Origin of the sequence: Nonomuraea sp. NPDC005692, assembly GCF_040631115.1 — a bacterium.
Classification (GTDB): Bacteria; Actinomycetota; Actinomycetes; order Streptosporangiales; family Streptosporangiaceae; genus Nonomuraea.
The window spans coordinates 1-23,130 of the sequence record NZ_JBEXYU010000034.1; the positions used below are offsets into that span (position 1 = coordinate 1).

Below are 23,130 nucleotides of genomic sequence, written 5' to 3' on the forward strand. Positions count from 1 at the left end.
CGCGCTGTGGGCCGCCGCCGCCGCGCAGGTCGCGCGGGCCGCCGCCGCCGTCGGGCCGCGCGGCCGCCTGCGCCTGCACCACGCGCTGACCGCGCTCGGCGCGACCACGCTGGTCAGCACCCCGACGGGCGCGATGGACCTGCTGGCCCGCCTGCACCTGGAGTTCCTCCTCGACCCGCTCGACCTCGGGCTCGAACACATCGTCCTGACCGGCGAGATCGCCTCCAGGCGCACGATGGGGCATCTGGCGGGCGAGTTCGGCTGCGCGGTCACCGAAGTGCTCGCCAGCCCGTTCGGCGGGGCCGCCCTCGCGTTCAGGACCGCCGAGGACGCGCCGCTCACCCCGCTCGCGGACGGCGTTCTGGGCCTCGCCTCGCTGACCAAGGACGACCTGGCCGGCCAGGAGGACGCGCTGGCCGAGCTGGTCCTCACGCCGTCCGGGCACTCCACGCTGGGCGACGCCGTGCTCAGGACCGGCCTGGTGGCCAGGGCCGGCGGCGCCGGGCTGCCCGCGCCCGCGCACACGGTCGGCGAGCACGTGCTGGTCAGGGGCGTGTGGCTGGCGCTGCCGCGGGTCGAGAAGGCGCTGTCGAAGATCGACGGCGTGACCGGCTGGGAGTTGTCGGTCGAACGCCAGGGCACCCTGGACGCCGCCGCCCTGACCGTCTCGTTCGGCCGGGAGAGCCTGGTCAGGAACCCGATGTGGCGGTCGAGGATCGAGCAGGCCGTGCGCGCCCTGACCCCGATCTCGATCGACGTGCGGATCGCCCAGGACGTCCTGGAGACCCCCGCGCCCGGCACGGTGGACGACCGGCGCGGCCACCATCTCGGCCGGGACAGGGCCCTCGTCAGCTAGCGCGACGGAGTAGCCGATGGCATCGATGCCCGACTGGGGGACGCTCCCCCGCATGCTGCGCGACCAGGCCGCCCGCCATCCGGACGCCGTCGCGGTCGTCGAGGGCGCCGCCCGCGTCACGCTGTCGGAGCTCAGGACGGGAGCCGCCGAGGTGGCCCGCGGGCTGATCGCGCTCGGCGTCGAGCCGGGCGACCGGGTGGCGATCTGGGGCTCGAACTCGGCGTCCTGGGTGCGGCACGCGTTCGGCGTCTGGGACGCGGGGGCCGTCCTCGTGCCGTTGTCGTCGCGGTACAAGGGCATCGAGGCGGCCGGGCTGATCGAGCGGACCGGGGTGAAGGTCGTCATCGTCGGCGATCCGCCGCTCGCCGGCCTGCTGCCGCCCATGGACGCCCGGGTGGCCGTACGCGCGACCGGTGACCTGGACGCGGGCGGGGTGACCGTACGGGCGGGCGAGGAACGGGCGCTGGCGGTCGGGCCCGGCGACCTGTGCGAGATCATGTCCACGTCCGGCACCACGGGCACGCCCAAGGGCGTGATGCTCGACCACGCCCAGGTCCTGCGCGGCTACTGGGACTGGGCGGAGATCGTCACGCTGGACGAGCACGACCGCTATCCGGTGATCGCGCCGTTCAACCACGGGTTCGGGCTGAACGCCGGGCTCGTCGCGTGCGTGCTGCGCCGGGCCACGATGTTGCCGATCCCGGTGTTCTCGCCGGACGCCCTGATGTCGCTGATCTCCTCCGAGCGGGTGACGATCCTGGCCGGGCCGCCCACCCTGTTCGCCCGGATCCTGGACGAGCTGGACCGCGCCGACTGGGACGTCTCCTCGCTGCGGGTGGCCATCTGCGGAGCCGCCTCCGTGCCCGCCACGCTGATCACCCGGCTGGCCGAGCGGGTCGGCCTGGAACGGATGATCAACGCGTACGGGCTGATGGAGGGCACGGTCGTGTCCATGACGCGGGCCGGCGACCCCATCGACGTGATCGCGAACACCACCGGCAGGGCCGTCCCCGGCATCGAGGTCAAGATCGTGGACGACGACGGCAAGGAGGTCGCGCCCGGCCTGCGCGGCGAGATCCTGCAACGCGGCTACGGCGTCATGCGCGGCTACTGGGACGAGCCCGGCAGGACGGCCGAGGTGATCGACGCCGACGGCTGGCTGCACACCGGCGACGTCGGCGTGCTGGACGCGGCCGGCAACCTCGCCATCGTGGACAGGAAGAAGGAGCTCTACATCGTCAACGGGTTCAACGTCTCCCCTGCCGAGGTCGAGGCGCTCCTGCTGCGCGAGGGCTCGCTGGCCCAGGCCGCCGTGGTCGGCGTGCCCGACCCGGTCTCCGGCGAGGCCGGCGTGGCGTACGTGGTGCCCCGGCCGGACGCCCGCGTCACCGCCGGCGCGCTGCTGGCCTGGGCGAAGGCCAACATGTCCAACTACAAGGTGCCCAAGCGCGTCGAGGTGGTGGACGCGCTGCCCGTCAACGTCAACGGCAAGGTCGACAAGCTCGCCCTCCGCTCGCGGGCCGTCTCCGGATAGCGGCGTTTCAGGGGCTGCCATGAGGGGCCTCGTGAGCGAGAATCCGGTTGGACGGGTATTCACGGAAGACGGGTTCACCGGCGGGCGACCGGGGATACATCGAGCACACGGGCCGGTTGCACCTCTAGGGACGCGTCCTCCGCGTCGCACCTTCACCGGCATGAGGAGGCAGCGTGGCGTTGCACGTGGCGGTCATCGGGTCGGGCCCGGCCGGGATCTACACGGCCGAGGCGCTGGTCAAGCAGTCGGCCGAGCCTGTGCTGGTCGACGTCCTGGAACGGCTGCCCACGCCGTACGGGCTGGTCAGGTACGGCGTGGCGCCCGACCACACCTCGATCAAGTCGATCGCGAACTACCTGCGCAGGGTACTCGAACTGCCCCAGGTGCGCTTCCTCGGCGGCGTCACGCTGGGCGACCACGTCTCCGTCGCGGACCTGCTCGGCGTCTACGACGCGGTCGTCTACTGCACGGGCGCGATGGTCGACCGGCGGCTCGGCATCCCCGGCGAGGACCTGCCGGGCAGCGTGGCGGCCACCGACTTCGTCAACTGGTACTGCGGCCACCCCGACGTCGATCCAGGGCGCTTCACGCTGGACAGCTCCGAGATCGCGGTGATCGGGGTCGGCAACGTGGCCGTCGACGTCGTCCGTGTGCTGGCCAAGACGGCCGACGAGCTGCGGCACACCGACGTGCCCCACGACGTGCTCGACCGGCTGAGCCAGAGCCAGGTCAAGGCGATCCACATGGTCGGCAGGCGGGGGCCCGAGCACGCCAAGTTCACCCTGAAGGAGCTGCGCGAGCTGGGCGAGCTGGTCAACGCCGACGTCTGCGTGCGCCCCGACGAGGCGGCCGTCCTCGGCGCCGACTTCCCGCGCCAGGTCCAGGGCAACATCAAGGTCCTGCAGTCGTGGGCCGGCCGCGAGCCCGTGGGCCGGCCGCGCCGCCTCGACGTGCGGTTCTGGCTGCGGCCGGTGGAGATCCTGGGCGCCGACCGGGTCGAGGGGCTCCGGCTCGAACGCACCCGCCTGTCGGAGGAGGGCCGCGTCGTCGGCACCGGCGAGTACGAGACGCTGCCCGTCGGCATGGTGCTGCGCTCGGTCGGCTACCAGAGCGTCCCGCTGCCCGGCGTGCCGTTCTCCGAGCGGACCATGACCGTGCCCAACGAGGCGGGCCGGGTGCGCCCGCGCGAGTACGTGGCGGGCTGGCTCAAACGCGGGCCGACCGGCGTCATCGGCACCAACAAGTCCGACGCCGCCGAGACGGTCCGCACGCTGCTGGCCGACCTGGAGGGCGAGTCCCTGGAGGGCGGCGAGCGGATGTCGCGGCCGACGGTCGAGTCGCTGCTGGCCGAGCGGGGCGTGCGGCCGGTGACCTACGACGACTGGCTGGCCATCGAACGGGCCGAGGGCGAGCTGGCCAGATCGCTCGGCCGGGGCGAACGCGTCAAGCTGGTCGGCGTCGACACCATGCTCCGCGCCTGCGCCCACCTGGAATGAGCCCGTACGTGCCCGACGAGCCCGTGCCCGGTTTCGCCGAGGTGTACGCGGTGCAGCAGGCCCGCTACCCGATGGCCGAGCCGGGCCGGCAGCCGGTCCACACCGTCTACGTGCCCGCCGACCGTTTCTCCGCCTCGACCGTCGCCGAGTGGGGAGGGCGGGCGCTCTCGCTGGCCGAGGCGCATCTGGAGGCGTTCGCGCCCGACGTGCGCGACCGGGTGCTCGGCAAGCTGGCCCGCGAGCCGGTCGAGGACCTGCGGATCGACTTCGAGGACGGCTACGGCGTGCGCCCGTACGAGGAGGAGGACGGGCACGCCGATCAGGCCGCGCGGGCCGTGGCCCGTCTGCACGCCGCCGGGACCCTGCCGCGCCGGTGGGGGCTGCGGGTGAAGTCGTTCGCCGACGGCGACCCGGCGAGGTCGGTGCGCACGCTCGGCGGCTTCCTGGCCGGGGTGCTGGAGCATGCGGGCGAGCTGCCGGCGGGGTTCACGGTCACGTTCCCGAAGGTGCTGATGGAGGCGTACCTCGGGCAGTTCGCGGGCGTGCTGGAACGGCTGGAGGCGCGGCTCGGCCTGTCCGGGCTGCGCTTCGAGATGCAGGTGGAGGCTCCGCAGACGCTGCCCTTCCTGCGGGCCGAGCTGCCCGGGACGCTCGGCGGACGGCTGGCCGCGGCGCACTTCGGCGTGTTCGACTACACCGCCGCCATCGGCCTGCCGCCGCACGAGCAGCGGCTCGACCATCCGGCCTGCGACCACGCCAGGCACGTGATGCAGACGGCGTTCGCGGGCACGGGCGTCGAACTGTCCGACGGCTCGCTGGCCGCCGGGCCCGCCTCCGACCGGGCGGACGACGTCCACGCCCTGTGGGGCAGGCACGCCCGGCTGGTCGGCCACTCCCTGGCCCACGGCTTCCACCAGGGCTGGGACATGCATCCGGCGCAGCTCGTCAGCAGGTTCGCCACCGTCTACGCCTTCCACCTGGCCCACTACGACTCCTATCGGGAGCGCGTCCGGGCCTGGGAGGAGCGGCGGGCGGCCGGGGGCGGCGTCATGGACGAGCCGGCCACCGTCAGGACGCTGGCCGCCGCCCTCCGCCGCGCCGACGCGGCCCTGTTCCCCTGAGCCGGGCGGCCCGGGGATCCCTGGGGCCCTGAGGGGCTCAGTCGCGCTCGACCAGGGAGCGCCACTGCCGGACCAGCCGCCACTCGACCGGGTCCGTCCAGCTCGCCCGTACGGCCGAGCCCACGTGGAAGGCGCGGATGCCGTAGTCCAGCAGGTCGGGCACGTGAGCGGGCTTGAGCCCGCCGCCGGCCAGGATGATCGACCCGTCGCCGGCCTCGGCCCTGGACCTGAGCGTGGACAGCCCCGCGCCGACCCCCTGAGGGGAGCCGGAGGTGAGCACGGTGGCCAGGTTGGGCAGCAGCCGCACGGCCCGCCAGGACGCCTGCACGTCGGCGGCGTGGTCGACCGCGCGGTGGAAGGTCCACGGGAGCGGCGAGACGGCGTGGATGAGCGCCTCGGTGGCCGCCAGATCGACCACGCCAGCGCCGTCAAGGAAACCGAACACGAACCCGGCCGCGCCGGCCTGCGCGAGCTCCTTGGCGTCGCGGCGCAGCCGGTCCAGGACGTCGGGATCGGCGGTGAAGTTGGCCGCGCAGCGGAGCATCACCATCTGGGGCAGGGGGCACTCCGCGGCGATCGCGGCGACCGTCTCCGGTGCGGGGGTGAGCCCGTCGGCAGCCATGTCGGCGACGACCTCCAGGCGGTCGGCGCCGCCCTGCTCGGCGGCCACGGCGTCGCGCACATTGAGCGCGATCACCTCAAGGAGGGATCCGGTCATGGCAAAGAGGTTATATGGCGCTCTGTCCACTTGCGCCGGAAACGCGCGTGCTCATTGGGGCCGCTGCGGTACGATCTTGGCCCCACTCGACTGGCTGGAGGCTTGGTGCCCGAGGTGCTGGCGCTGTCGTCCGAGGATCCGGGGGCGGTCGGGCCGTACACGCTGGAGGGGCGGCTCGGGGCCGGCGGCCAGGGCGTCGTCTACGTGGGCCGGGACGGCGGCGGCGGGCGCGTGGCGGTCAAGCTGCTGCACGCGCACCTGATGGCCGACGAGCAGGCCCGGCGGCGCTTCCTGCGGGAGGTGGAGACCGCCAGGCGGGTGGCGCCCTTCTGCACGGCGCAGGTGCTCGACTCGGGGTTCCTGGGCGGGCGGCCGTACATCGTGAGCGAGTTCGTCGACGGGCCCTCGCTGCAGAGCGCCGTACGCGACAACGGGCCGCGCGGGGCGGCCGCCCTCCAGCGGCTGGCGGTCAACACCGCCACCGCGCTGGCGGGCGTCCACCAGGCCGGGGTGGTCCACCGCGACTTCAAGCCGGCCAACGTGCTGCTCGGGCCGGACGGGCCGGTCGTCATCGACTTCGGCATCGCCAGGGCGCTCGATCTCAGCCAGTCGGCGGTCAGCAGCCAGCCGATCGGCAGCCCGGCGTACATGGCGCCCGAGCAGATCGCCGGGGACGCGGTCGGGCCGGCGGCCGACCTGTTCGCGTGGGGCGCGACCATGGTCTACGCGGCCACCGGGCAGCGGGCCTTCCCTGGCGACTCGATCCCGCGCGTCCTGCACACGATCCTCCAGGGGGAGCCGGAGCTCGGGCGGCTGGACGGGGTGCTGCGGGAACTGGTGGGCGCGTGCCTGGCCAAGGACCCGTCGCTGCGTCCCACCGCCGCCCAGCTCGTCGAACGCCTACGCGCCGTCCCCGCCTCGCCCCCGATCACTTCCGGAACCCCTCACGGGCCTGCCGCTCCCGGCCCCTTCACGTCTCCCGCCGCTCCGGCGGGGGGTGCGGGCAGGCGGCCGCTGATCGTCGGTGCGGTGAGCGTGGTCATGCTCGTCGCCGCCGCCACCGGCTACCTCGCCTGGGCCCCAGGCGAACGTACGGCGGGCGCGGCGGCCCCCACGGTGTCCTCACCCGCGTCCGCGCCGGTCTCCTCACCGGCCGTCACCACGCCGGAGGCGCCGACGCCCACCCCCGAGGGCTCGGCGCAGTCGTCGTCGGCCAAGGCCACCTCCAAGGCGGCCGCGACCAGGATCGCCGACCCCACGCGCACGCCCGCCGCCACCCACAAGCCCCGCACCAGCCCGGCCGACCCCGCACCGGACGCCCCCACCGCCACCAGGGAACCGGCCCGCAAGCCGACGAGCCGCCCCGCCAAGAGCACGCCGCCGCCCGACGACGACCCGCCGCCGCCGTCCCAGGGCACGATCACCTTCACCGACGTCCAGGAGTACTGCAAGGCGCAGGGCCAGAACATGGGCGGCGGGACCTGGGACAACCTGTGGTGCTTCGGCGGCGCGCGCATCACCGCGACGACCGTGTGCCAGTGGAAGTTCCAGGGCCGCGACGCCGTGGCCGAGCAGCCTTCGAACAACATGGCCAACGAGGTGACCTGCCGCCTGACATGAGGCGGCGCGCGACCACCGGCCGGACCCGGCCCTCTTCCGGACCGGATCCGGCCAGAGGGGTTCGCTAGGCGCTGATCAGCTCCGCGACCGTCAGGTCACGGAAGGCCGTCGTGGACAGGTCGCGCGACGGCCGCTGGAACAGGGCCCCGGACGAGCGGTGCGGCAGGTCCACCGTACGGACGTGCCGGAAACCGCGCATGCGGTAGTACTCCTGCAGCCGCGGGTTGGCCTTGGCGCAGTCGAGCCGGAGCCAGGGCAGCCCGGCGGAACGGGCCGAGGAGCAGGCCCAGTCGAGGAGCGCGTCGCCGAGCCCGCTGCCGGACCACGGCCTGGCCACGGCCAGCTTGTGGACGTAGAGCGCGGCCCCCGGGTCGTCGGACGGGGTCCAGAACTCCGGGTCGGCGTTGCCGTCGAGGGCGATGGTCGCCACGGGCGGGGCCTGGACGTCGGGGTCGAGATAGCGCAGCTCGTCGTCGAGCAGGTACAGGACCCGCTCCTCGATGAGCGGCTCGATCCGCTCGGGGCCGAATCCCTGCCGCGGCCACTGCCGCACTCCCTGCGTGTGCAGCCACTCGGCGGTGTCCGCGAGAAGCCTGAGTACGCCGGGAAGGTCCGCGGGCTCCGCACGCCGGAGTGCGAGCGGGTGAAGGAGGGTGTTTGTGTGCATAATACAGCCCTTCGATGCGTTGGGTGCCCATGCCGACACACAGCGTGATGACGCAATGTCGCGCAGGGGCGATATGGGTCCTCAACCCGATATATATGGATAAATGGCGATTTAGGGGAGTATGCACGACTCCCCTAGGCCAGCGAGGCGGCTTTCTCGCTGCGCCCGGCCGGCGGGATCACCCCTTCAACCGAGCCCGTCAGCGGCGACGATCGAGCTCGTATCTGATCAGATGTTTGTCGGCGGGCAGCACCGACACAGCGACACGCACTGGCATGTCGGCCCCGTCGTATCCGACTCGGACGTAGACCATGACTGGCGTGCCGAGTTCGAGTTGGAGGCGCTCGGCCTCCTCCTGGTTGGGCATGCGGGCCCAGATGTCGTCGACGACGCGAATCTGCGCGTGGCCGAGTTCTTCCAGGACCCTGTTCGCCCCGCGCGCGATGTCTCCGGGCCTGGCGATCTCGGAGTCGGCGACCAGATCACGGGGGAAGTAGGAGTCGTTGGTGTTGTACGGCTGGCCGTCGACGAACCGCAGGCGGCGACGCACGACCGCCAGCTCTCCGTCGGCCAGCTCGAGCCTGCTGGCGATCTCCTCGACGGGAGAAACCGTCAGCACTTCAATGTACTGGCTCGGCGCCCGGCCTTCCTGCGCAACGGCGTAGGCGAAGGCCTCCTTCAGTTCTCCGGTGGGCTGCGGCTCCAGCTCGCGCTGCGGGTAGATGAGCAGCGGCCTGCGGTCGCGGACCACCGTGCCGCGCCTCGGCGTGCGCGTGACCAGCCCCTCGTTGACGAGCTCCCCGAGAGCCAGCCTGACGGTGTTCCTGCTCACCCCGTGGTCTTCCATGAGCTGTGCCTCGGTCGGCAGCTGCGCCCCGGGGCCGAGGACACCCGAGTAGATGGCTCGACGCAATTCCGCCGCCACCTGCTGATACAGCACCGACCTTGCCACTTTCACCCCTTTTGTTCCAACAATTTAGACGATCTGGTTCTAGCAGGCCACAACCCCTTGACCGAAGCCCCTCGACCGGCCCATCATCCATTCGTTGGTACAAATCCATCTAAAGGCCGGTGAGGGGGGTGGAGGCCAAGTGTTGCCGGTTCACTCGGACACGCCGTTCCTGCCCTGGCAGGACCCCCGCGAAGCAACTCGTTTACTGCGTTACGCGTTGCGGCGCGACGGGTTCTCCCACAAGCACCAGAGCAAGGGAAAGGCAATGTCCGTGCTCTCGGTGTCGACCGAACTGACCGTGTGGTGCATAGACGGATCCTTTGTCTGGAACGAGGAGGGTGGCGCCCCCGTCACGCACCCCATCGATGACCCTGTCGGTGCGGCTCGACGCAGCACCGTTCGTCACCGGCGGCACGTGCCTTCGCACACCCCCACCGACTCCGTGAGCGAACTCGCGGCCTAGGACTCCATCCCTCGCCGGAGTCCTGGCGTCGCCGTTCACGGGGCAGGAAGCGCGTCCTGGCGGGTCCCCCACGCCCGCCAGGACGCGCCTTCCTCCGAGAGGGACCTTCTTGCGCCGCCGTACCGCCCCCCGTGCCCGGAGGGCTGCGCGCCATCCGAGCCAGGCCCGGGCCGGCGGCAGGAGTCAGCGGTCGTGACCTCGGTGTCACGTCTGTCGCCGAGTCGCTACCGCACACGTACGCCGCCACGTCCGGGTCGCCTCCATGGTTGACGCCTCAGCTTCATCATCAACCCTCAGGGGCCAACCTGTAGGCACCTTCGCAATGGTGGGACTGGTGGGAATTTCCGGTACGAATCGAATGTCCGGATCTGGACCGATCAGCGGGAGGATGTGCGCTCGGGCGAATGGGCATCCGCGTCCCCGGTCAGGGGCTCCCAGTCGAGCAGGGTCAGCCGATCGTCGATGCGCGTGCGCACCCCTCGTACGCGCTGGCCGGGCAGCGGCTCGGGGGCGGCGCCGCGCCAGTTCCCGTGCACCAGGCAGCCGGGCACGGCGTCCAGCCGGACCATCACCACGACGTACGGCTCCCCCGCCCCCGGTATGAAAGGCCGGCGGTTGACGATCCAGCTCTCGACCACGCCCTCGGCCGGCACCGGGAGCCACCGCCACGCCTCGCCCCGGCAGGACGGGCAGAAGGCCCGCGCCGGGAAGCGCGCGGTGCCGCAGCCGTCGCAGCGCTGCACCGCGAACCCCTCCCGCGCCAGGCGCTCCCACCACTCGGCGGAGTCCCGGTCAGGCTCGGGACGGGGACCGTGGGTCATCGGTCAGGACCTCCTGAGGATCAGGGCGGAGGTGGCGGGCAGGATGTAGCCGGGCTGGGCCGTCGAGAGCGCCACCTCGGCGCCGGGCACCTGCCGGTCGCCGGCCTCGCCCCGGAGCTGGGCGACCGCCTCGGCGACGTGGTTGACGCCGTGCACATACCCCTCCGACAGGAAACCGCCGTGGGTGTTCACGGGCAGCTCGCCGTCCGGGGCCGTGGCGCCCGACTCCACGTACGGGCCGCCCTCGCCCTTGGCGCAGAAGCCGTAGTCCTCCAGCTGCACGATCACCGAGTACGTGAAGCAGTCGTAGATCTCGGCCACGTCCACGTCGCCGGGGCCGAGGCCGGCCTGCGCGTACAGGCGCGGGGCCAGGGCGGCGGCCGCGGTGACCGTGGGGTCGGCCGGGCCCGTGCCCGACAGGTGGGACGTGCCGCCGCCCCAGGCCGCCGCCGAGATCAGGACGGGGTGGCGGCGCAGGTCGCGGGCGCGTTCGGCGGTGGTGACGACGAGGGCGCAGGCGCCGTCGGTCTCCAGGCAGCAGTCCAGGAGGCGGAACGGCTCGGCGATCCACCTGCTGGCCAGGTAGTCCTCCAGCGTGATGGGGGTACGCATGAGGGCCCGCGGGTTCTTGACCGCGTTGGCGCGCTGGGTGACCGCGAGGCGACCGAAGTGCTCGGGCCTGGTGCCGTACCGGAGCATGTGGGCGCGGGCGTACATGGCGTACTGCTGCGGCGGGGCGAAGTAGCCGTACGGGGCCTGGTACTGGACTTCGGGGCTGACCGGCACGCCACGCCCGGTGCCGCCCATGCGGAACTCGGAACGGGCGTTGATCGCGCGGTAGCAGACGACGGTCTCGGCCATCCCGGTGGCCACGGCCAGGGCGGCCTGGCCGATGACGGCGTGCGAGACGCTGCCGCCGCCGAACTGGTCGAGGTGCCAGGCGAGGTCGGGCAGGCCGAGGGCGGGGGCCACCAGGGAGGGCGGGGCCGAGTCGCCGACGCGGTGGGTGGCCAGGCCGTCCACGGCGTCCGGGGGCAGGCCGGCGTCGTCGAGGGCGGCCAGGACGGCGCGGCAGGCCAGGGTGAGGGTGCTGACGCCCGAGTTCTTGGTGAAGGGGGTGTAGCCGACCCCCGCGATGGCGGTCACATCCCGGAAATCAAGCAAGCGCTTGGGCACATAGATCACGCTATGCCCACCTTTTTCCCCATGTCAACCGCAGGCGACCCGGCAGCGGAGGAACGAGCGGCGGCCGGGGCCGGACCACGCTCCGGACGGATTGACAGGGTTTCCGGGACGGACCTAGTGTCCAAGCAAGCGCTTGGTATGTATGATGGGCGCAGTCGGTGACGAGGAGGCGGACCCCATGAGCACACACGCTGCCCGGCTCATAGCGCCGGACGGCTGTCGCGGCCTTCCGGCGCCCCACCAGCGCAGCAGGACTCGCAACGGAGCCGCCATGCCGCCCGGCCCAACACAGCACAACGGGAACGGCCAGGTCGACAGCCGCCGGTTCCGTCAGGTCCTCGGCAGGTTCGCGACCGGCGTGGTGGCGATCACCGCCCTCGACCCGGCGAACGACCAGCCGTGCGGCCTGGCGGCCAACTCCTTCACGTCCGTCTCGCTCGACCCGCCGCTGGTGGCCTTCTGCGTGGCCCACACCAGCACGAGCTGGCCCCGGGTACGCGGCGCGAAGGTCGTCACCGTGAACGTGCTGGCCGAGCACCAGCAGCCGGTCTGCGCGCAGATGGCGGCCAAGGGCGGCGACAAGTTCGCCGGTCTGGCCTGGACCGGCTCCCCCGGCGGCAACCCGGTGCTGGAAGGCGCGCTGGCCTGGCTCGACTGCGTGATCGAGGCCGAGCACCCGGCCGGCGACCACATGATCGTGGTGGCCCGGGTGCTGCAGCTCGACACGCACGCCGACGGCGGCCCCCTGGTCTTCTTCCAGGGCGGCTACGGGGGCTTTGTTGAGCCTGCGTGAGCAGGCCCGCGCCTGGCTGGAGGAGAGCCTGTCCGGCGAGTTCGCGCACGTCCGCGGTCTCGGCGGCCCCGGCAGGGAGCACGAGGGGCACGACCTGCGCCTGGCCTGGGAACGCCGGCTCGGCCAGGCGGGCTGGACCTGCCTGAGCTGGCCCGAGCGGTACGGCGGCCGGGCCGCCTCCCTCGACGACCAGGTCGCCTTCTACGAGGAGTACGCCAGGGCCGGCGCCCCGGCCCGGGTCGGCCTGATCGGCGAGGGGTTGATCGGCCCGACCATCCTGGAGTTCGGCACCGAGGAGCAGAAAGACCGCTTCCTCCCACCGATCCAGCGCGGCGAGGAGCTGTGGTGCCAGGGCTACTCCGAGCCCGAGGCCGGGTCCGACCTGGCGAACGTCCAGACCAGGGCGCGGCTCGAAGGCGACGAGTGGGTGATCACCGGGCAGAAGGTGTGGACGTCGCTGGCCCACGTCGCCGACTGGTGCTTCGTCCTGTGCCGGACCGAGGAGGGCTCGCAGCGGCATCGCGGGCTGTCGTACCTGCTGGTGCCGATGGGCGGGCCGGGCGTCACCGTACGTCCGATCAGGCAGCTCACCGGCACCTCCGAGTTCAACGAGGTGTTCTTCGACGGCGCGCGCACGGCGGCGGGGAACCTGCTCGGGGCGCAGGGCGACGGCTGGCGGGTGGCCATGGCCACGCTGGGCCACGAGCGCGGCGCGTCCACGCTGGGGCAGCAGATCGGGTTCCGGCGGGAGCTGGCCGAGGTGATCGCGACCGCCCGGCGGACCGGGGCGGCGCAGGACCCGGTGCTGCGCGACCGGCTCGTCCGGTCGTGGCTGGAGCTGGAGATCATGCGGCTGAACGCCCTGCGGATGCTGGGCCCGGACCCGGGTCCGGAGGTGTCGATCGCCAAGCTCTACTGGTCGGAGTGGCATCGCCGGCTGGGCGAGCTGGCGCAGGAGGTCCAGGGGAAGGCCGGGCTCGTGGCGGCGGACGGTCTGAACGACCTGCAGCGCTTGTATTTGTTCAGCCGGGCGGACACGATCTATGCCGGGTCGAGTGAGATCCAGCGGAACATCATCGCCGAGCGCACTCTCGGACTCCCCCGCTGATTGGAGCACGGATGGCACCGCCCTATCCGAAGTCGCACGGTCTGCTCGACGGCAAGGTCACGCTGGTGACCGCCGCCGCGGGCGCGGGCATCGGCTACGCCACCGCCAGGCGCTGCGCGGAGGAGGGGGCGACGATCGTCCTGTCCGACCGGCACGAGCGCCGCCTGGCCGCCGCCGCCGAGGCACTGACCGAGCTGACCGGCGTCAAGCCCCTGGCGGTCCCGTGCGACGTGACGTCGGAGCCGCAGGTGCTGGCGCTGTTCGACGCGGTGGTGGAGGCGCACGGCCGGCTCGACGTGGTGATCAACAACGCCGGCCTCGGCGGTACGGCCCCGCTGGCCGAGATGACCGACGAGCAGTGGCACACGGTCCTCGACGTCACCCTCAACGGCACCATGCGGTGCACCAGGGCGGCGGTCCGGCACATGATCGGCCAGGGCTCCGGCGTGATCGTGAACAACGCCTCGGTGGTCGGCTGGCGGGCGCAGCGCGGGCAGGCGCACTACGCGGCGGCCAAGGCCGGGGTGATGGCGTTGACGAGGTGCGTCGCGCTTGAGGTCGCCGAGCACGGCGTCCGAGTGAACGCGGTGGCGCCGTCACTGGCCGTGCATCCCTTCCTGGCGAAGGTGACGAGCGAGGAGCTGCTGGCGGAGCTGGCCGCCAAGGAGGCGTTCGGGCGGTCGGCCGAGCCGTGGGAGGTGGCCAACGTGATCGTCTTCCTGGCCAGCGACTACTCCTCGTACATGACGGGCGAGACCGTCTCGGTGTCCTCGCAACATCCCTGACCTGGCCCTGTCAGGGAGAATTCGGGGTAGGCGGCGAGGATCCGGCGGGCTACCGTCCGTGTCATGGGCACACGCTCCTCCTTCCTGCTCGACGTCCTGATCAGCGAGTTCGGCGAGTCGATCAAACGGGACCCGGCCGCCTTCCGGCGCAAGTTCCGCAAGATGGCGGCCTCCCCGTTCGCCTTCTACCGGGGCAGTGCCGGCCTGTTCTACGCCGACCTGACCGGCGACTTCGCCGACGGCTCCTACCTCGACGAGCCCACGGGCCGGGTCTGGATCCACGGCGACCTGCACGCCGAGAACTTCGGCACGTACATGAACGCCTCCGGGGTGCTGGTCTTCAACGTCAACGACTTCGACGAGGCCTACGTCGGCCCCTACGTCTGGGACCTCAAGCGCTTCGCCGCCAGCGTGGCGCTGATCGGCTACGCCAAGGCGCTGTCGGACGAGACGATCAGCGCGCTGGTGACCGAGTTCGCGCGGGCGTACCTGGCCGAGCTGCACGGCATCGCGACCGGCGGCGACGACGCCATCGGCTCGCTCACCCTGGAGACCACCGGCGGCGTGCTGCACCGGGTGCTGCAGACGGCGCGGCTCAGCACGCGGGTGGCGATGCTCGACGTGGAGACCGTCATCGACGACTACGACCGGCGCTTCGCCCTCATGGACGGCCGGGAGGAGGTCGACGCCGCGGCCCGGGAGAGGGTGCTGGCGGCGTTCGAGGGCTACCTCGGCACGCTGCCCACGCCGTCCAACCCGGTCGAGCACGTCGTCAAGGACGTGGCGCTGCGCAAGGGCGTGGGGATCGGGTCGGCGGGGCTGCCGTCGTACAACCTGCTGCTTGAGGGGCGTTCGCAGGCGCTGGAGAACGACGTCATCCTCTACATGAAGCAGGCCCAGGTGCCGGCCGTGGCCCGGTACGTCGACAACGAGAAGGCGGCCTCCTACTTCCTGCACCAGGGCCACCGCACGGCCGAGTCGCAGCGGGCGCTACAGGCATATGCCGACCCCTGGCTCGGGTACGCCTCACTCGACGGGGTGGGCCAGCTCGTGGCCGAGGTGTCGCCGTACTCGGCCGACCTCGACTGGGACGACGTCAACGAGCCGGACGAGCTGCGTTCCATCATGCGCGACCTGGGACGGGCGGTGGCGCGCATGCACTCGGTGGCCGACGACGAGTCCAGTCACGACCTGGTGGACTTCTCGACGGAGGAGGCGATCGTGGCGGTCATCAACGGCGATCAATCCGGATTCATCGGCATGTTGGTGGATTTCGCCCACCGATATGGGGCACAGGCTCGTGAAGACCATCAACGGTTCGTCGACCTGTTCAGGAACGGTCGCCTGCCCGGAGTGTGAGCCCGCGCGGCGGCCGCGGAGGAGCATCGTGCGTCATCTCATTGGGCTGCTGCTGGGGACCGAGGAGGACTGGCCGGCGGCGTTCGAGACCGTGTTACGCCGGTTGGGGCCGATCAAGGGGGTGGGCGAGTTCGACGTCGAGCGCATCACGATCGAGCCGTTCGACCTGCGTGCCAAGCCACGTCACGAGCTGGTGATCGACCGGCTGGCGTACTGGTACTACCACCCCCGCGAGTGGCTGAAGAAGATCGCCATGATGGACGACGTCTATCTGCTGAACAGCCCGTTCACGTTCCAGTCGATGGAGAAGCACGCGGCCTACTGCGCGATGATGCGGCTGGGGCTCAAGGTGCCGGAGACTGTGCTGGTGCCGTACAAGAACCCGGTGGACAACTCCCGCTACGCCTACACCGCCGAGCGTTACAACCAGTCCTTCGACCTCGACGCGGTCGCCGAGCGCATCGGCTATCCGCTGTTCATGAAGCCGTACGACGGCGGCGCCTGGCGGGGCGTCTCCCGCGTCCGCGACCGCGACGAGCTGCACCGCGCCTACGACGAGAGCGGCGAGATGCTCATGCACCTCCAGCAGTCCGTCGAGGGGTACGACGCCTTCGCCAGGTCGTTGTCGATCGGCGCGGAGACCATGGTCATGCGCTTCCGCCCCGACGAGCCGATGCACGCCCGGTACGCCGTGGACCACGAGTTCCTCTCGCCGTCCGTGGGCGAGGAGGTCGTCACCGTCGGGCGGCTGGTGAACGCGTTCTTCCGCTGGGAGTTCAACTCCTGCGAGACGCTGGTCAAGGGCTCCGACGTGCACCCGATCGACTACGCCAACGCCTGCCCCGACGTGGCCCTGACCAGCCTGCACTACTACTTCCCGTGGGCGATCAAGGCGCTGGTGAAGTGGAGCGTGTTCTGCGTGGCCACCCGCCGCCGGCCGCGCATCGACCTGGAGACGCACGACTACTTCGAGGTCACCGGCGACTACGGGGAACGGCTGGCCCGGTACCGCGAGCTGGCCGACCGGTACTTCGAGGTGGACCGGTACGAGGAGTTCTGCCGGACCCATCTGGGGCACATCGACGAGATCGTGCTGGAGTGGGTGGCCGGCCCGGAGTTCGACCGGCTGCTGGTCGACACGGTGGCGGCCACGTACCCGGCGGCCGAGCGCGAGCGGTTCACCGAGCACTTCCGGGGGCTGTTGCGACTCTGGGTGAAGGACGAGGGCAGCTAGTAACCGACCAGTCGGTATGGCATGCTTCCGGAACATGAGTCTGTTCTCGGTGGAAGGCAAGACGGTCGTCGTCACCGGCGGTTCGCACGGCATCGGCCGCATGATCGCCGCCGGGTTCGTCGCGGCCGGCGCGACCGTCGTCATATCGGCACGCAAGGCGGCGGAGGTCGACAAGACCGCCGCCGAGCTGGGCTGCACGGCCGTCCAGGCCGATCTGTCCACGCCCGAGGGGGTGGACATGCTGGTCACGGCGGTGGGCGGCCCGCTGCACGTGCTGGTCAACAACGCCGGCGCCACCTGGGGCGCGCCTCTGGAGGAGTATCCGGAGCACGCCTTCGACAAGCTCTGGGACATCAACGTCAAGGGCGTCTTCTACCTGACCCAGAAGTTCCTGCCGAACCTGCGCGAGGCGGCCGGCCCGGACGACCCGGCCCGGGTGATCAACGTGGGCTCGATCGACGGCATCCGGGTGCCCGCCCTGGAGAGCTACGCCTACTCCTCCACCAAGGCGGCCGTGCACATGCTGACCCGCCACCTGGCCAGACAGCTGGCCAAGGAGCACATCACGGTCAACGCCATCGCCCCCGGGCCGTTCGACTCCAAGATGATGGCCTTCGCCCTGGACGACCCCTCCACCCGCGCCGCCATCGCCTCGACCGTGCCCCTGGGACGGATCGGCCGGCCCGACGACATGGCGGGCGCGGCCGTCTTCCTGTCCTCGCGGGCGGGTTCGTACCTGACGGGCACGGTCATCCCGGTGGACGGCGGGATCTCCTGCTGATCAGACCAGCTCCCCCAGAGCCCTGGCGAAGTTCGCCGCGGCGTCCGGCGCGTACCGCAGGAACAGGTACGGCTCGGTCAGCTCCAGCTCGATGACCACCGGCGTGCCGTCGGACAGCCGGACCAGGTCGATCCTGGCGTAGAGAAGGGCGTGGGGAATGGCTGCTAGCACCTTCTCGGCCAGGTCGACCTGGTCCGGGGCCGGGGTGCGGAGCTCGGCCCGCGCGTTGTAGTCGAGGGTCGCCTCCGCCGCCAGCATCGGATGGCGGCGGACGGCGTGGCTGAGGCGGCCGTTGAAGTACAGCAGGGAGGTCTCGCCCTCCGACTCCACCATGTCGAGGTAGGGCTGGACCATCGGCTGCCGCCCCGCGGCCTCGAGCGCGGCGGCCAGCTCCGCGGCCTTGTCGCGGTCGGTGGTCCTGGTCGTGTCGCGGGCTCCGGCGGAGATCGCGGGCTTGACGACGTACTCGGGCCAGTCGGGCAGGTCGTGGGCGGACCAATGGGTGGGCACGGTCGGCACGCCCAGGTCTCTCAGGTAGGTCTTGTCGGTGTTGCCCTCAAGGACGACGACCGGGTTGAGCAGCTTGGTGACGGACTCGACGCGGCGGGCCCAGGCCAGGAACTCTTCGCGCCGGTCGATGTAGTCCCAGGCCGATCGCACCACGACGGCGTCGTAGGCGCTCCAGTCGGCCGCGGGGTCGTCCCAGCGTTCGGCGCGGCCTTCGATGCCGTTGGCCTGCCAGTGGGAGAGGGCGAGGTCGCGCTCGTCGTCGAGGCCGGTTGGGTCATCAAAGGTGACATATGCACAGTTCGTCATCCAGGGATGGTAGTGGGAGCGGGCCGGGCCGCCTCGACCCGGCCCGCACGGGGACGCCCTCTCCGCGCCGGAGGGCGCCCCCGGGTCCGGCTAGGAGTCGACGCTGGTGCCGGCGTGGCTGTCGTCGGTGGCGGTCGTGGCGTTGCCGTTGACGTTGTTGACGCTGGTGGCGTCGGTGCCGCTCACGTTGACGTTCACGACGTTGCCGAAGTTGTTGCCCGACTGGGAGGTGTCATGGTTGGAGCTGGAGTTGCCCGCGGTGACGTCGGCGTGGGCCGGGGCGGACAGGAGCGTCAGGGCGGCGGCCGCGGCGACGGCGCCGGTGGTCACGCAGAGCTTCTTCATCATGTCGATGTCCCTTCCTCAGAGCTGTACGGAGGTCAGTAGAAGATGTAGGTCACCGCGATGCCGCCGTCGGTGGCGGTGGTCGCGACGCCGTTGATGTTGTTGACGTTGGTCGAGTCCCAGCCACCGCGGTTGGCCGCGGAGACGTCGCCGAAGTTGTTGCCCGACTGCGACGAGTCGCTGTTGCTGCTCCAGTTGTCGGACCAGGTGTCAGCGTGGGCGGGAACGGCCGCCATGGCGACGCCGGCCGCGGCCAGCACGGCACCTGCGGCGCACAGCCTTTTGATCACTTCTGCTCCTTCACCGGTGAGGACCCCTGCGAGGACGGCGGGCGCCAGGGCCCTGGGCAACCGCCGCCCCCTTTTTGACCTTCTGTGACCCATTGGGATCAAGGTCAATGCGACTATATAACTCTGCGTTGCCGTTCGGTAGCTCAGAGTGATCAGAACATTGTTCGCCGCCTACCCTGACATGAGATGGCAGCGACCCCGCCCTAACGTCCGGGCATGATCTATGAACTACGGCGGTACACCCTTCACCCCGGACGGCGCGACACGCTGATCACGCTGTTCGAGCGCGAGTTCGTCGAGCCGCAGGAGGCGCAGGGCATGCGCGTGGCGGGCACCTTCCGCGATCCCGACGCGCCCGACACCTTCACCTGGCTGCGCGCCTTCCCCGACATGGAGGCGCGCCGGGCGGCGCTGGAGGGCTTCTACGACGGCCCCGTCTGGCGGGCGCACCGCGACGCCGCCAACGCCACGATGATCGACTCCGACGACGTGCTCCTGCTCCGCCCGTCCGGCCCGGAGCTGCCCTCCTGGGAACGGCCGCCCGCGGGCGCCGCCGAGCCGCCGGACGCCCTGTACGTCGCGACGATCTGCCACGTCGGGGCGGACTTCGCCGAGTTCTTCGCCCGGCGGGTCGCGCCCGCGCTGGCCGAGGCCGGGACGCCGCCGGTCGGCTGCCTGGAGAGCGAGCACGCCCAGAACACCTTCCCCCGCCTGCCCGTCCGGACCGGGGAGAACGTGTTCGTGTGGTTCACCCGGTTCGCCCGGCCCGAGGACGAGCGCCGGGCGGACCTGCCCATGCTGGACGCCCGCCTGACCGCCCCGCCGGTGCGGCTGCGCCTGCGTCCCACCGCCCGGTCGTCGATGCGCTGACGACTTCTTCCAACCCTCGGGCCCTCGGTGGAGTTGATTTCCTACATGGACCGCTACGAGGGGTTCCACGAGTTCGTACGCGCCCGTCAGCAGTCGCTGATGCGGACCGCGTACCTGCTCACCGGAGACCCCCATCTCGCCGAGGACCTGTTGCAGACGGTCCTCACCCGTGTCGCCTCGCACTGGGGCAAGCTCGCCAAGGACGGCAACCCCGAGGCGTACGCGCGCCGGGCCCTGGTGAACCAGACCATCTCCTGGCGCCGGCGCAGACGGCCCGAGCTGCCCGCCGCCGAGCTGCCGGAGACCGGCGGGCACGCGCACGACGAGGCGACCGTGCGCCGCCTGACCCTACTCGACGCGCTGGGCCGGCTCACCCCGAAACAGCGCGCGGTGATCGTGCTGCGCTTCTACGAGGACCGCACCGAGCACGAGACCGCCCGGCTCATGGGCGTCTCACTCGGCACGGTCAAGAGCCAGACGCACTACGCGCTGTCCAGGCTGCGTGCCCTCACCCCCACGGAGGTGTACCGATGAAGACGCTGCGCGAGGACCTGCGGGCGCTGGCCGAGCAGGCACCGGTCGTCGACCTGGCCGCGCGGGCCGTCCTGCGCGCCCGGCGCAGGCGCGCGGCCCGCCTGGCCGTGAGCGTCGCGGCGGCGGTCTGCGTGATCGGGGGCGGCGGCGCGGTGCTCCTGCGGGAGGCACGCCCGGCGCCGCCGATCGTGCTCACCCCGCCGACGGCCACCGCCCTCGAACTGCCCGCCGAGGGCGTCGCGCCGGTCGAGCAGTTCTACCGGCCGATGTGCCGCGACGACGCCTCGGCCTGCCCGTGGCGGCTGGTGACCCGGGACGGCGCCACGTACGAGCTGGCCGACGGGCCGCAGAACGGGCCGGTCGAGGCGACGGCCGACGGGCGCAGGATCGCCTACTACAGCCCCGGCAGGCACGCGATCGTCGTCCGGGACCTGGCCGGGGGCCAGGTGTGGACGTCGCCGCTGAAGCAGGATGCGGAGGACTTCGCCGCCGAGTACGCGCTGCGGCTCTCGCCCGGCGGCCTGCGCTTCGTGGTGGCGGGGGCGGGCGTGCCCCGGCTCGTGGACGTGGAGCGCGGCACGGCGACCCCCCTGCCGAAGGGCTCGTGGCCGGTGAGCGTGGCGGACGGGACGGGCCCGGTCGTGCTGGCCAGTGCCAAGGAGGACACCACGTCGTTGCGGGTGCTCGGCCGCGACCCGGTGACGGTTCCGGAGCACACCTACGACTTCAGCGCCCTGGCCCCGGACGGGCGCACGATCGCACGCGTCGGCACGACCCTCGACCGGAACCGGGAGCCCATGGTGCAGCGCGACGGCACGATCGTCGTCTTCGACGTCACGGGAGGAAAGGAGCGCCGGGTCAGGCCGTCGGGACTCGCCGAGGGGCTGCGGCCGGCCAAGCTGGGCGGCTGGACGTCCCCCCAGGAGGTGACGATGCTGGCCTATCCGGACGACGACCCCCGCGCCGTCGCCAGGGTCTACGCGGTGGACGTGACCTCGGGGCGTGCCACCGAGCTGTTCGCGCTGCGGGGGGACGGCCAGTCGTCCGTGCCCGGGCTGGTCCGCTAGCCGGCGGGGATCAGGGGGCCGCGCCGTAGACGGGCTCGGGGGCGGGCGCGGCCTCCAGGAGCGTGGCGACGGCCTCGCCCACCTCCTCCGGCGACCAGCGGGCCCCCCGGTCCACGGCGGGGCCGTGGCGCCAGCCGGTGGCCAGCGCGATCGTGCCGCCCTCCACCTCGAAGACCCGGCCCGTCACGTGCGCGGCGGCCGCCGAGCCGAGCCAGACCACGAGCGGGGCGACGTTCGCCGGGTCCATGGGATCGAACCCGGCCCGCGGCCTGGCCATGGTCGCCGCGAACACCTCCTCGGTCATCCGGGTGCGGGCGGCCGGCGCGATGGCGTTGACGGTGACGCCGTAGCGGGCCAGCTCGGCGGCGGCGACCTGGGTGAGCGCGGCGATACCGGCCTTGGCCGCCGAATAGCCGGCCTGGCCGACGCTGCCCAGCAGGCCCGCGCCCGACGAGGTGTTGACCACCCTGCCGGACACCTCCTCGCCCGCCTTCGAGCGCTCCCGCCAGTACGCGGCCGCGTGCCGCAGCGGCAGGAAGTGGCCCTTGAGGTGCACGCGGACGACGTCGTCCCACTCCTGCTCGGTCATCGAGACCAGCATGCGGTCGCGCAGGAAGCCGGCGTTGTTCACCAGGACGTCCAGCCGGCCGTACGCGCTGACGGCGGTCTTGACCAGCCGGGCGGCGCCGGCCCAGTCGGACACGTCGTCGCAGTTGGCCACCGCCCGGCCGCCGAGGGCCTCGATCTCCGCGACGACCTCGTGGGTCGGGCCGGACGACGCGCCGCCGCCGTCGCGGGCGGTGCCGAGGTCGTTCACCACGACGCGGGCGCCCTGCCGGGCGAACTCCAGGGCGTGCTGCCTGCCGATGCCGCGTCCGGCGCCTGTCACGATCACCACGCGGCCAGCGCAAATGCCCACAAGACCTCCCAAGGGGATCATGCACAGATATCAAGAAATATCGTCAGAAGCTAGGTGTTGCCAGGCGGGGATCTCGCCGCCGCCGTCCACCCGTACCTCGGCGCCGGTGACGTAGCCGGGGGCGGCCAGCCACAGGCACGCCGCGGCCACGTCGGCGGGCGTGGCGGGGCGGCCCGCGGGGATGGTGGCGTCCGCCCGCCCCTGACCGGTGTACCGCTCGGCCGCCGTGGTGTCGGCCAGGCCGACCACGACCGAGTTGACCCTGACCTCGGGGGCCCATTCGGCGGCCAGGCAGCGGGCCAGGTGGTGCAGGCCCGCCTTGGCGGCGCCGTACGCGGCGGTGCCGGGCGAGGGACGCGCGCCGCTGACGCTGCCGATCATCACGATCGCCCCGCGGGCCGCGGCCAGCAGCGGGTGGGCCCGCTGGGAGACCAGCAGGGGGGCGGTCAGGTTGAGCTCGATGACGCGGGCGTGCAGGCGCGGCGAGGTGCCCGACACGGGGGCGGGCGGCGAGCCGCCGGCGTTGTTGACCACCACGTCGAGCCGGTCGAACCCGGCGACCAGCCGTTCGACGTCCGCCGGGACGCGCACGTCGGTCTGGACGAAGCGCAGGCCGTCCAGGGGGCCGGGGTCCTTCCTGGCGCAGACCGTCACGTCGGCGCCGGCCGCGCGGAAGGCGTGGGCGATGCCCACGCCGATGCCCTGGGTGCCGCCCGTCACCAGCACGGACCTGCCCGTGTAGTCGTAAGTGACCGTCACGGGTGCTACCGTACCAAGCAAGCGTTAGGTGCGACCA

Annotated in this window: 24 protein-coding genes; 14 read left to right on the plus strand and 10 right to left on the minus strand. The window is 72.0% G+C overall.

Annotated elements, in window-relative coordinates; genetic code table 11:
* From ABZ459_RS42975 to ABZ459_RS42990, 4 genes are all read left to right on the plus strand, one after another.
* Window positions 1-856, plus strand: an 856-nt coding sequence (locus ABZ459_RS42975; RefSeq protein ID WP_357983801.1) for a hypothetical protein, incomplete at its 5' end; no start/stop codon positions are given.
* A 16-nt stretch (window positions 857-872) separates the two neighbouring features.
* On the plus strand, window positions 873-2,390 hold the full coding sequence (locus ABZ459_RS42980) for an AMP-binding protein (protein ID WP_357983804.1): 1,518 nt from the start codon (window positions 873-875) through the stop codon (window positions 2,388-2,390).
* A 173-nt stretch (window positions 2,391-2,563) separates the two neighbouring features.
* Window positions 2,564-3,886, plus strand: coding sequence for an FAD-dependent oxidoreductase (locus ABZ459_RS42985; RefSeq protein ID WP_357983807.1), 1,323 nt, complete (start codon window positions 2,564-2,566; stop codon window positions 3,884-3,886).
* 8 nt (window positions 3,887-3,894) lie between these two features.
* Window positions 3,895-5,007, plus strand: a complete 1,113-nt coding sequence (locus ABZ459_RS42990) for an aldolase (RefSeq protein WP_357983810.1) — start codon at window positions 3,895-3,897, stop codon at window positions 5,005-5,007.
* Window positions 5,008-5,044: 37 nt separating this feature from the next.
* On the opposite strand, the gene ABZ459_RS42995 is transcribed toward ABZ459_RS42990, so the two are convergent.
* A complete protein-coding gene (locus ABZ459_RS42995; protein WP_357983813.1) occupies window positions 5,045-5,725 on the minus strand; it encodes a copper homeostasis protein CutC in 681 nt (226 codons plus the stop codon).
* A gap of 105 nt (window positions 5,726-5,830) precedes the next feature.
* On the opposite strand from ABZ459_RS42995, the gene ABZ459_RS43000 reads away from it, so the two are divergent.
* On the plus strand, window positions 5,831-7,345 hold the full coding sequence (locus ABZ459_RS43000) for a protein kinase (protein ID WP_357983816.1): 1,515 nt from the start codon (window positions 5,831-5,833) through the stop codon (window positions 7,343-7,345).
* A 64-nt stretch (window positions 7,346-7,409) separates the two neighbouring features.
* Here the strand turns inward: ABZ459_RS43000 and ABZ459_RS43005 are convergent, their stop codons facing one another.
* From ABZ459_RS43005 to ABZ459_RS43020, 4 genes are all read right to left on the minus strand, one after another.
* Window positions 7,410-8,012 (minus strand): GNAT family N-acetyltransferase, encoded by a 603-nt coding sequence (locus ABZ459_RS43005; RefSeq protein WP_357983819.1) that lies wholly within the window; start codon window positions 8,010-8,012, stop codon window positions 7,410-7,412.
* Between the two features lie 199 nt (window positions 8,013-8,211).
* Window positions 8,212-8,952: a GntR family transcriptional regulator gene (locus ABZ459_RS43010; RefSeq protein ID WP_352363150.1), complete on the minus strand. Its 741-nt coding sequence runs from the start codon at window positions 8,950-8,952 to the stop codon at window positions 8,212-8,214.
* 852 nt (window positions 8,953-9,804) lie between these two features.
* On the minus strand, window positions 9,805-10,248 hold the full coding sequence (locus tag ABZ459_RS43015) for an OB-fold domain-containing protein (protein ID WP_357983822.1): 444 nt from the start codon (window positions 10,246-10,248) through the stop codon (window positions 9,805-9,807).
* A gap of 3 nt (window positions 10,249-10,251) precedes the next feature.
* The gene (locus tag ABZ459_RS43020; protein ID WP_357984122.1) at window positions 10,252-11,412 is read right to left on the minus strand and encodes an acetyl-CoA acetyltransferase; all 1,161 of its coding nucleotides are present in this window, start codon (window positions 11,410-11,412) and stop codon (window positions 10,252-10,254) included.
* A gap of 292 nt (window positions 11,413-11,704) precedes the next feature.
* On the opposite strand from ABZ459_RS43020, the gene ABZ459_RS43025 reads away from it, so the two are divergent.
* From ABZ459_RS43025 to ABZ459_RS43050, 6 genes are all read left to right on the plus strand, one after another.
* Window positions 11,705-12,226, plus strand: a complete 522-nt coding sequence (locus ABZ459_RS43025; RefSeq protein WP_357984124.1) for a flavin reductase family protein — start codon at window positions 11,705-11,707, stop codon at window positions 12,224-12,226.
* Window positions 12,213-13,334, plus strand: coding sequence for an acyl-CoA dehydrogenase family protein (locus ABZ459_RS43030; RefSeq protein ID WP_357983825.1), 1,122 nt, complete (start codon window positions 12,213-12,215; stop codon window positions 13,332-13,334). The genes ABZ459_RS43025 and ABZ459_RS43030 overlap by 14 nt, the downstream gene beginning before the upstream one ends.
* Before the next feature lie 11 nt (window positions 13,335-13,345).
* The gene (locus ABZ459_RS43035) at window positions 13,346-14,119 is read left to right on the plus strand and encodes an SDR family oxidoreductase (RefSeq protein ID WP_357983828.1); all 774 of its coding nucleotides are present in this window, start codon (window positions 13,346-13,348) and stop codon (window positions 14,117-14,119) included.
* 63 nt (window positions 14,120-14,182) lie between these two features.
* A complete protein-coding gene (locus ABZ459_RS43040; protein ID WP_357983831.1) occupies window positions 14,183-15,478 on the plus strand; it encodes a DUF2252 domain-containing protein in 1,296 nt (431 codons plus the stop codon).
* 28 nt (window positions 15,479-15,506) lie between these two features.
* Window positions 15,507-16,712 carry a hypothetical protein gene (locus ABZ459_RS43045; RefSeq protein WP_357983834.1) on the plus strand — a complete coding sequence of 402 codons (1,206 nt, stop codon included), beginning with the start codon at window positions 15,507-15,509 and terminating at the stop codon, window positions 16,710-16,712.
* Window positions 16,713-16,746: 34 nt separating this feature from the next.
* Window positions 16,747-17,493, plus strand: a complete 747-nt coding sequence (locus ABZ459_RS43050) for an SDR family oxidoreductase (RefSeq protein WP_357983837.1) — start codon at window positions 16,747-16,749, stop codon at window positions 17,491-17,493.
* On the opposite strand, the gene ABZ459_RS43055 is transcribed toward ABZ459_RS43050, so the two are convergent.
* From ABZ459_RS43055 to ABZ459_RS43065, 3 genes are all read right to left on the minus strand, one after another.
* The gene (locus tag ABZ459_RS43055; RefSeq protein ID WP_357983840.1) at window positions 17,494-18,309 is read right to left on the minus strand and encodes a hypothetical protein; all 816 of its coding nucleotides are present in this window, start codon (window positions 18,307-18,309) and stop codon (window positions 17,494-17,496) included.
* A 90-nt stretch (window positions 18,310-18,399) separates the two neighbouring features.
* Entirely contained in the window at window positions 18,400-18,657 is a 258-nt protein-coding gene (locus ABZ459_RS43060; protein WP_352363132.1) for a hypothetical protein, read from the minus strand.
* A gap of 32 nt (window positions 18,658-18,689) precedes the next feature.
* Window positions 18,690-18,944 carry a hypothetical protein gene (locus tag ABZ459_RS43065; RefSeq protein ID WP_357983843.1) on the minus strand — a complete coding sequence of 85 codons (255 nt, stop codon included), beginning with the start codon at window positions 18,942-18,944 and terminating at the stop codon, window positions 18,690-18,692.
* 216 nt (window positions 18,945-19,160) lie between these two features.
* Between ABZ459_RS43065 and ABZ459_RS43070 the strand changes: the two genes are divergently transcribed.
* From ABZ459_RS43070 to ABZ459_RS43080, 3 genes are read left to right on the plus strand one after another with little or no spacing between them, the layout of a single operon-like run.
* Window positions 19,161-19,814: an NIPSNAP family protein gene (locus ABZ459_RS43070; protein WP_357983846.1), complete on the plus strand. Its 654-nt coding sequence runs from the start codon at window positions 19,161-19,163 to the stop codon at window positions 19,812-19,814.
* Window positions 19,815-19,859: 45 nt separating this feature from the next.
* Entirely contained in the window at window positions 19,860-20,348 is a 489-nt protein-coding gene (locus ABZ459_RS43075) for a SigE family RNA polymerase sigma factor (protein WP_357984127.1), read from the plus strand.
* Window positions 20,345-21,415, plus strand: coding sequence for a hypothetical protein (locus ABZ459_RS43080; protein WP_357983849.1), 1,071 nt, complete (start codon window positions 20,345-20,347; stop codon window positions 21,413-21,415). Before ABZ459_RS43075 ends, ABZ459_RS43080 begins: the two co-directional genes overlap by 4 nt.
* 10 nt (window positions 21,416-21,425) lie before the next feature.
* Here the strand turns inward: ABZ459_RS43080 and ABZ459_RS43085 are convergent, their stop codons facing one another.
* Window positions 21,426-22,355 (minus strand): SDR family oxidoreductase, encoded by a 930-nt coding sequence (locus ABZ459_RS43085; protein WP_357983852.1) that lies wholly within the window; start codon window positions 22,353-22,355, stop codon window positions 21,426-21,428.
* A gap of 9 nt (window positions 22,356-22,364) precedes the next feature.
* Window positions 22,365-23,093: an SDR family oxidoreductase gene (locus tag ABZ459_RS43090; RefSeq protein WP_357983854.1), complete on the minus strand. Its 729-nt coding sequence runs from the start codon at window positions 23,091-23,093 to the stop codon at window positions 22,365-22,367.
* Window positions 23,094-23,130 lie beyond the last annotated feature (37 nt).

Bases quoted from the DNA above. Each gene is read 5' to 3' on its own strand.
- ABZ459_RS43015 (WP_357983822.1), bottom strand. From the start codon at position 10,248: ATGACCCACGGTCCCCGTCCCGAGCCTGACCGGGACTCCGCCGAGTGG.
- ABZ459_RS43005 (WP_357983819.1), bottom strand. From the start codon at position 8,012: ATGCACACAAACACCCTCCTTCACCCGCTCGCACTCCGGCGTGCGGAG.
- ABZ459_RS42980 (WP_357983804.1), top strand. From the start codon at position 873: ATGGCATCGATGCCCGACTGGGGGACGCTCCCCCGCATGCTGCGCGAC.
- ABZ459_RS43080 (WP_357983849.1), top strand. From the start codon at position 20,345: ATGAAGACGCTGCGCGAGGACCTGCGGGCGCTGGCCGAGCAGGCACCG.
- ABZ459_RS43040 (WP_357983831.1), top strand. From the start codon at position 14,183: ATGGGCACACGCTCCTCCTTCCTGCTCGACGTCCTGATCAGCGAGTTC.
- ABZ459_RS43055 (WP_357983840.1), bottom strand. From the start codon at position 18,309: ATGACGAACTGTGCATATGTCACCTTTGATGACCCAACCGGCCTCGAC.
- ABZ459_RS43075 (WP_357984127.1), top strand. From the start codon at position 19,860: ATGGACCGCTACGAGGGGTTCCACGAGTTCGTACGCGCCCGTCAGCAG.
- ABZ459_RS43060 (WP_352363132.1), bottom strand. From the start codon at position 18,657: ATGATGAAGAAGCTCTGCGTGACCACCGGCGCCGTCGCCGCGGCCGCC.
- ABZ459_RS43070 (WP_357983846.1), top strand. From the start codon at position 19,161: ATGATCTATGAACTACGGCGGTACACCCTTCACCCCGGACGGCGCGAC.
- ABZ459_RS43050 (WP_357983837.1), top strand. From the start codon at position 16,747: ATGAGTCTGTTCTCGGTGGAAGGCAAGACGGTCGTCGTCACCGGCGGT.
- ABZ459_RS43085 (WP_357983852.1), bottom strand. From the start codon at position 22,355: ATGATCCCCTTGGGAGGTCTTGTGGGCATTTGCGCTGGCCGCGTGGTG.
- ABZ459_RS43035 (WP_357983828.1), top strand. From the start codon at position 13,346: ATGGCACCGCCCTATCCGAAGTCGCACGGTCTGCTCGACGGCAAGGTC.
- ABZ459_RS43025 (WP_357984124.1), top strand. From the start codon at position 11,705: ATGCCGCCCGGCCCAACACAGCACAACGGGAACGGCCAGGTCGACAGC.
- ABZ459_RS42995 (WP_357983813.1), bottom strand. From the start codon at position 5,725: ATGACCGGATCCCTCCTTGAGGTGATCGCGCTCAATGTGCGCGACGCC.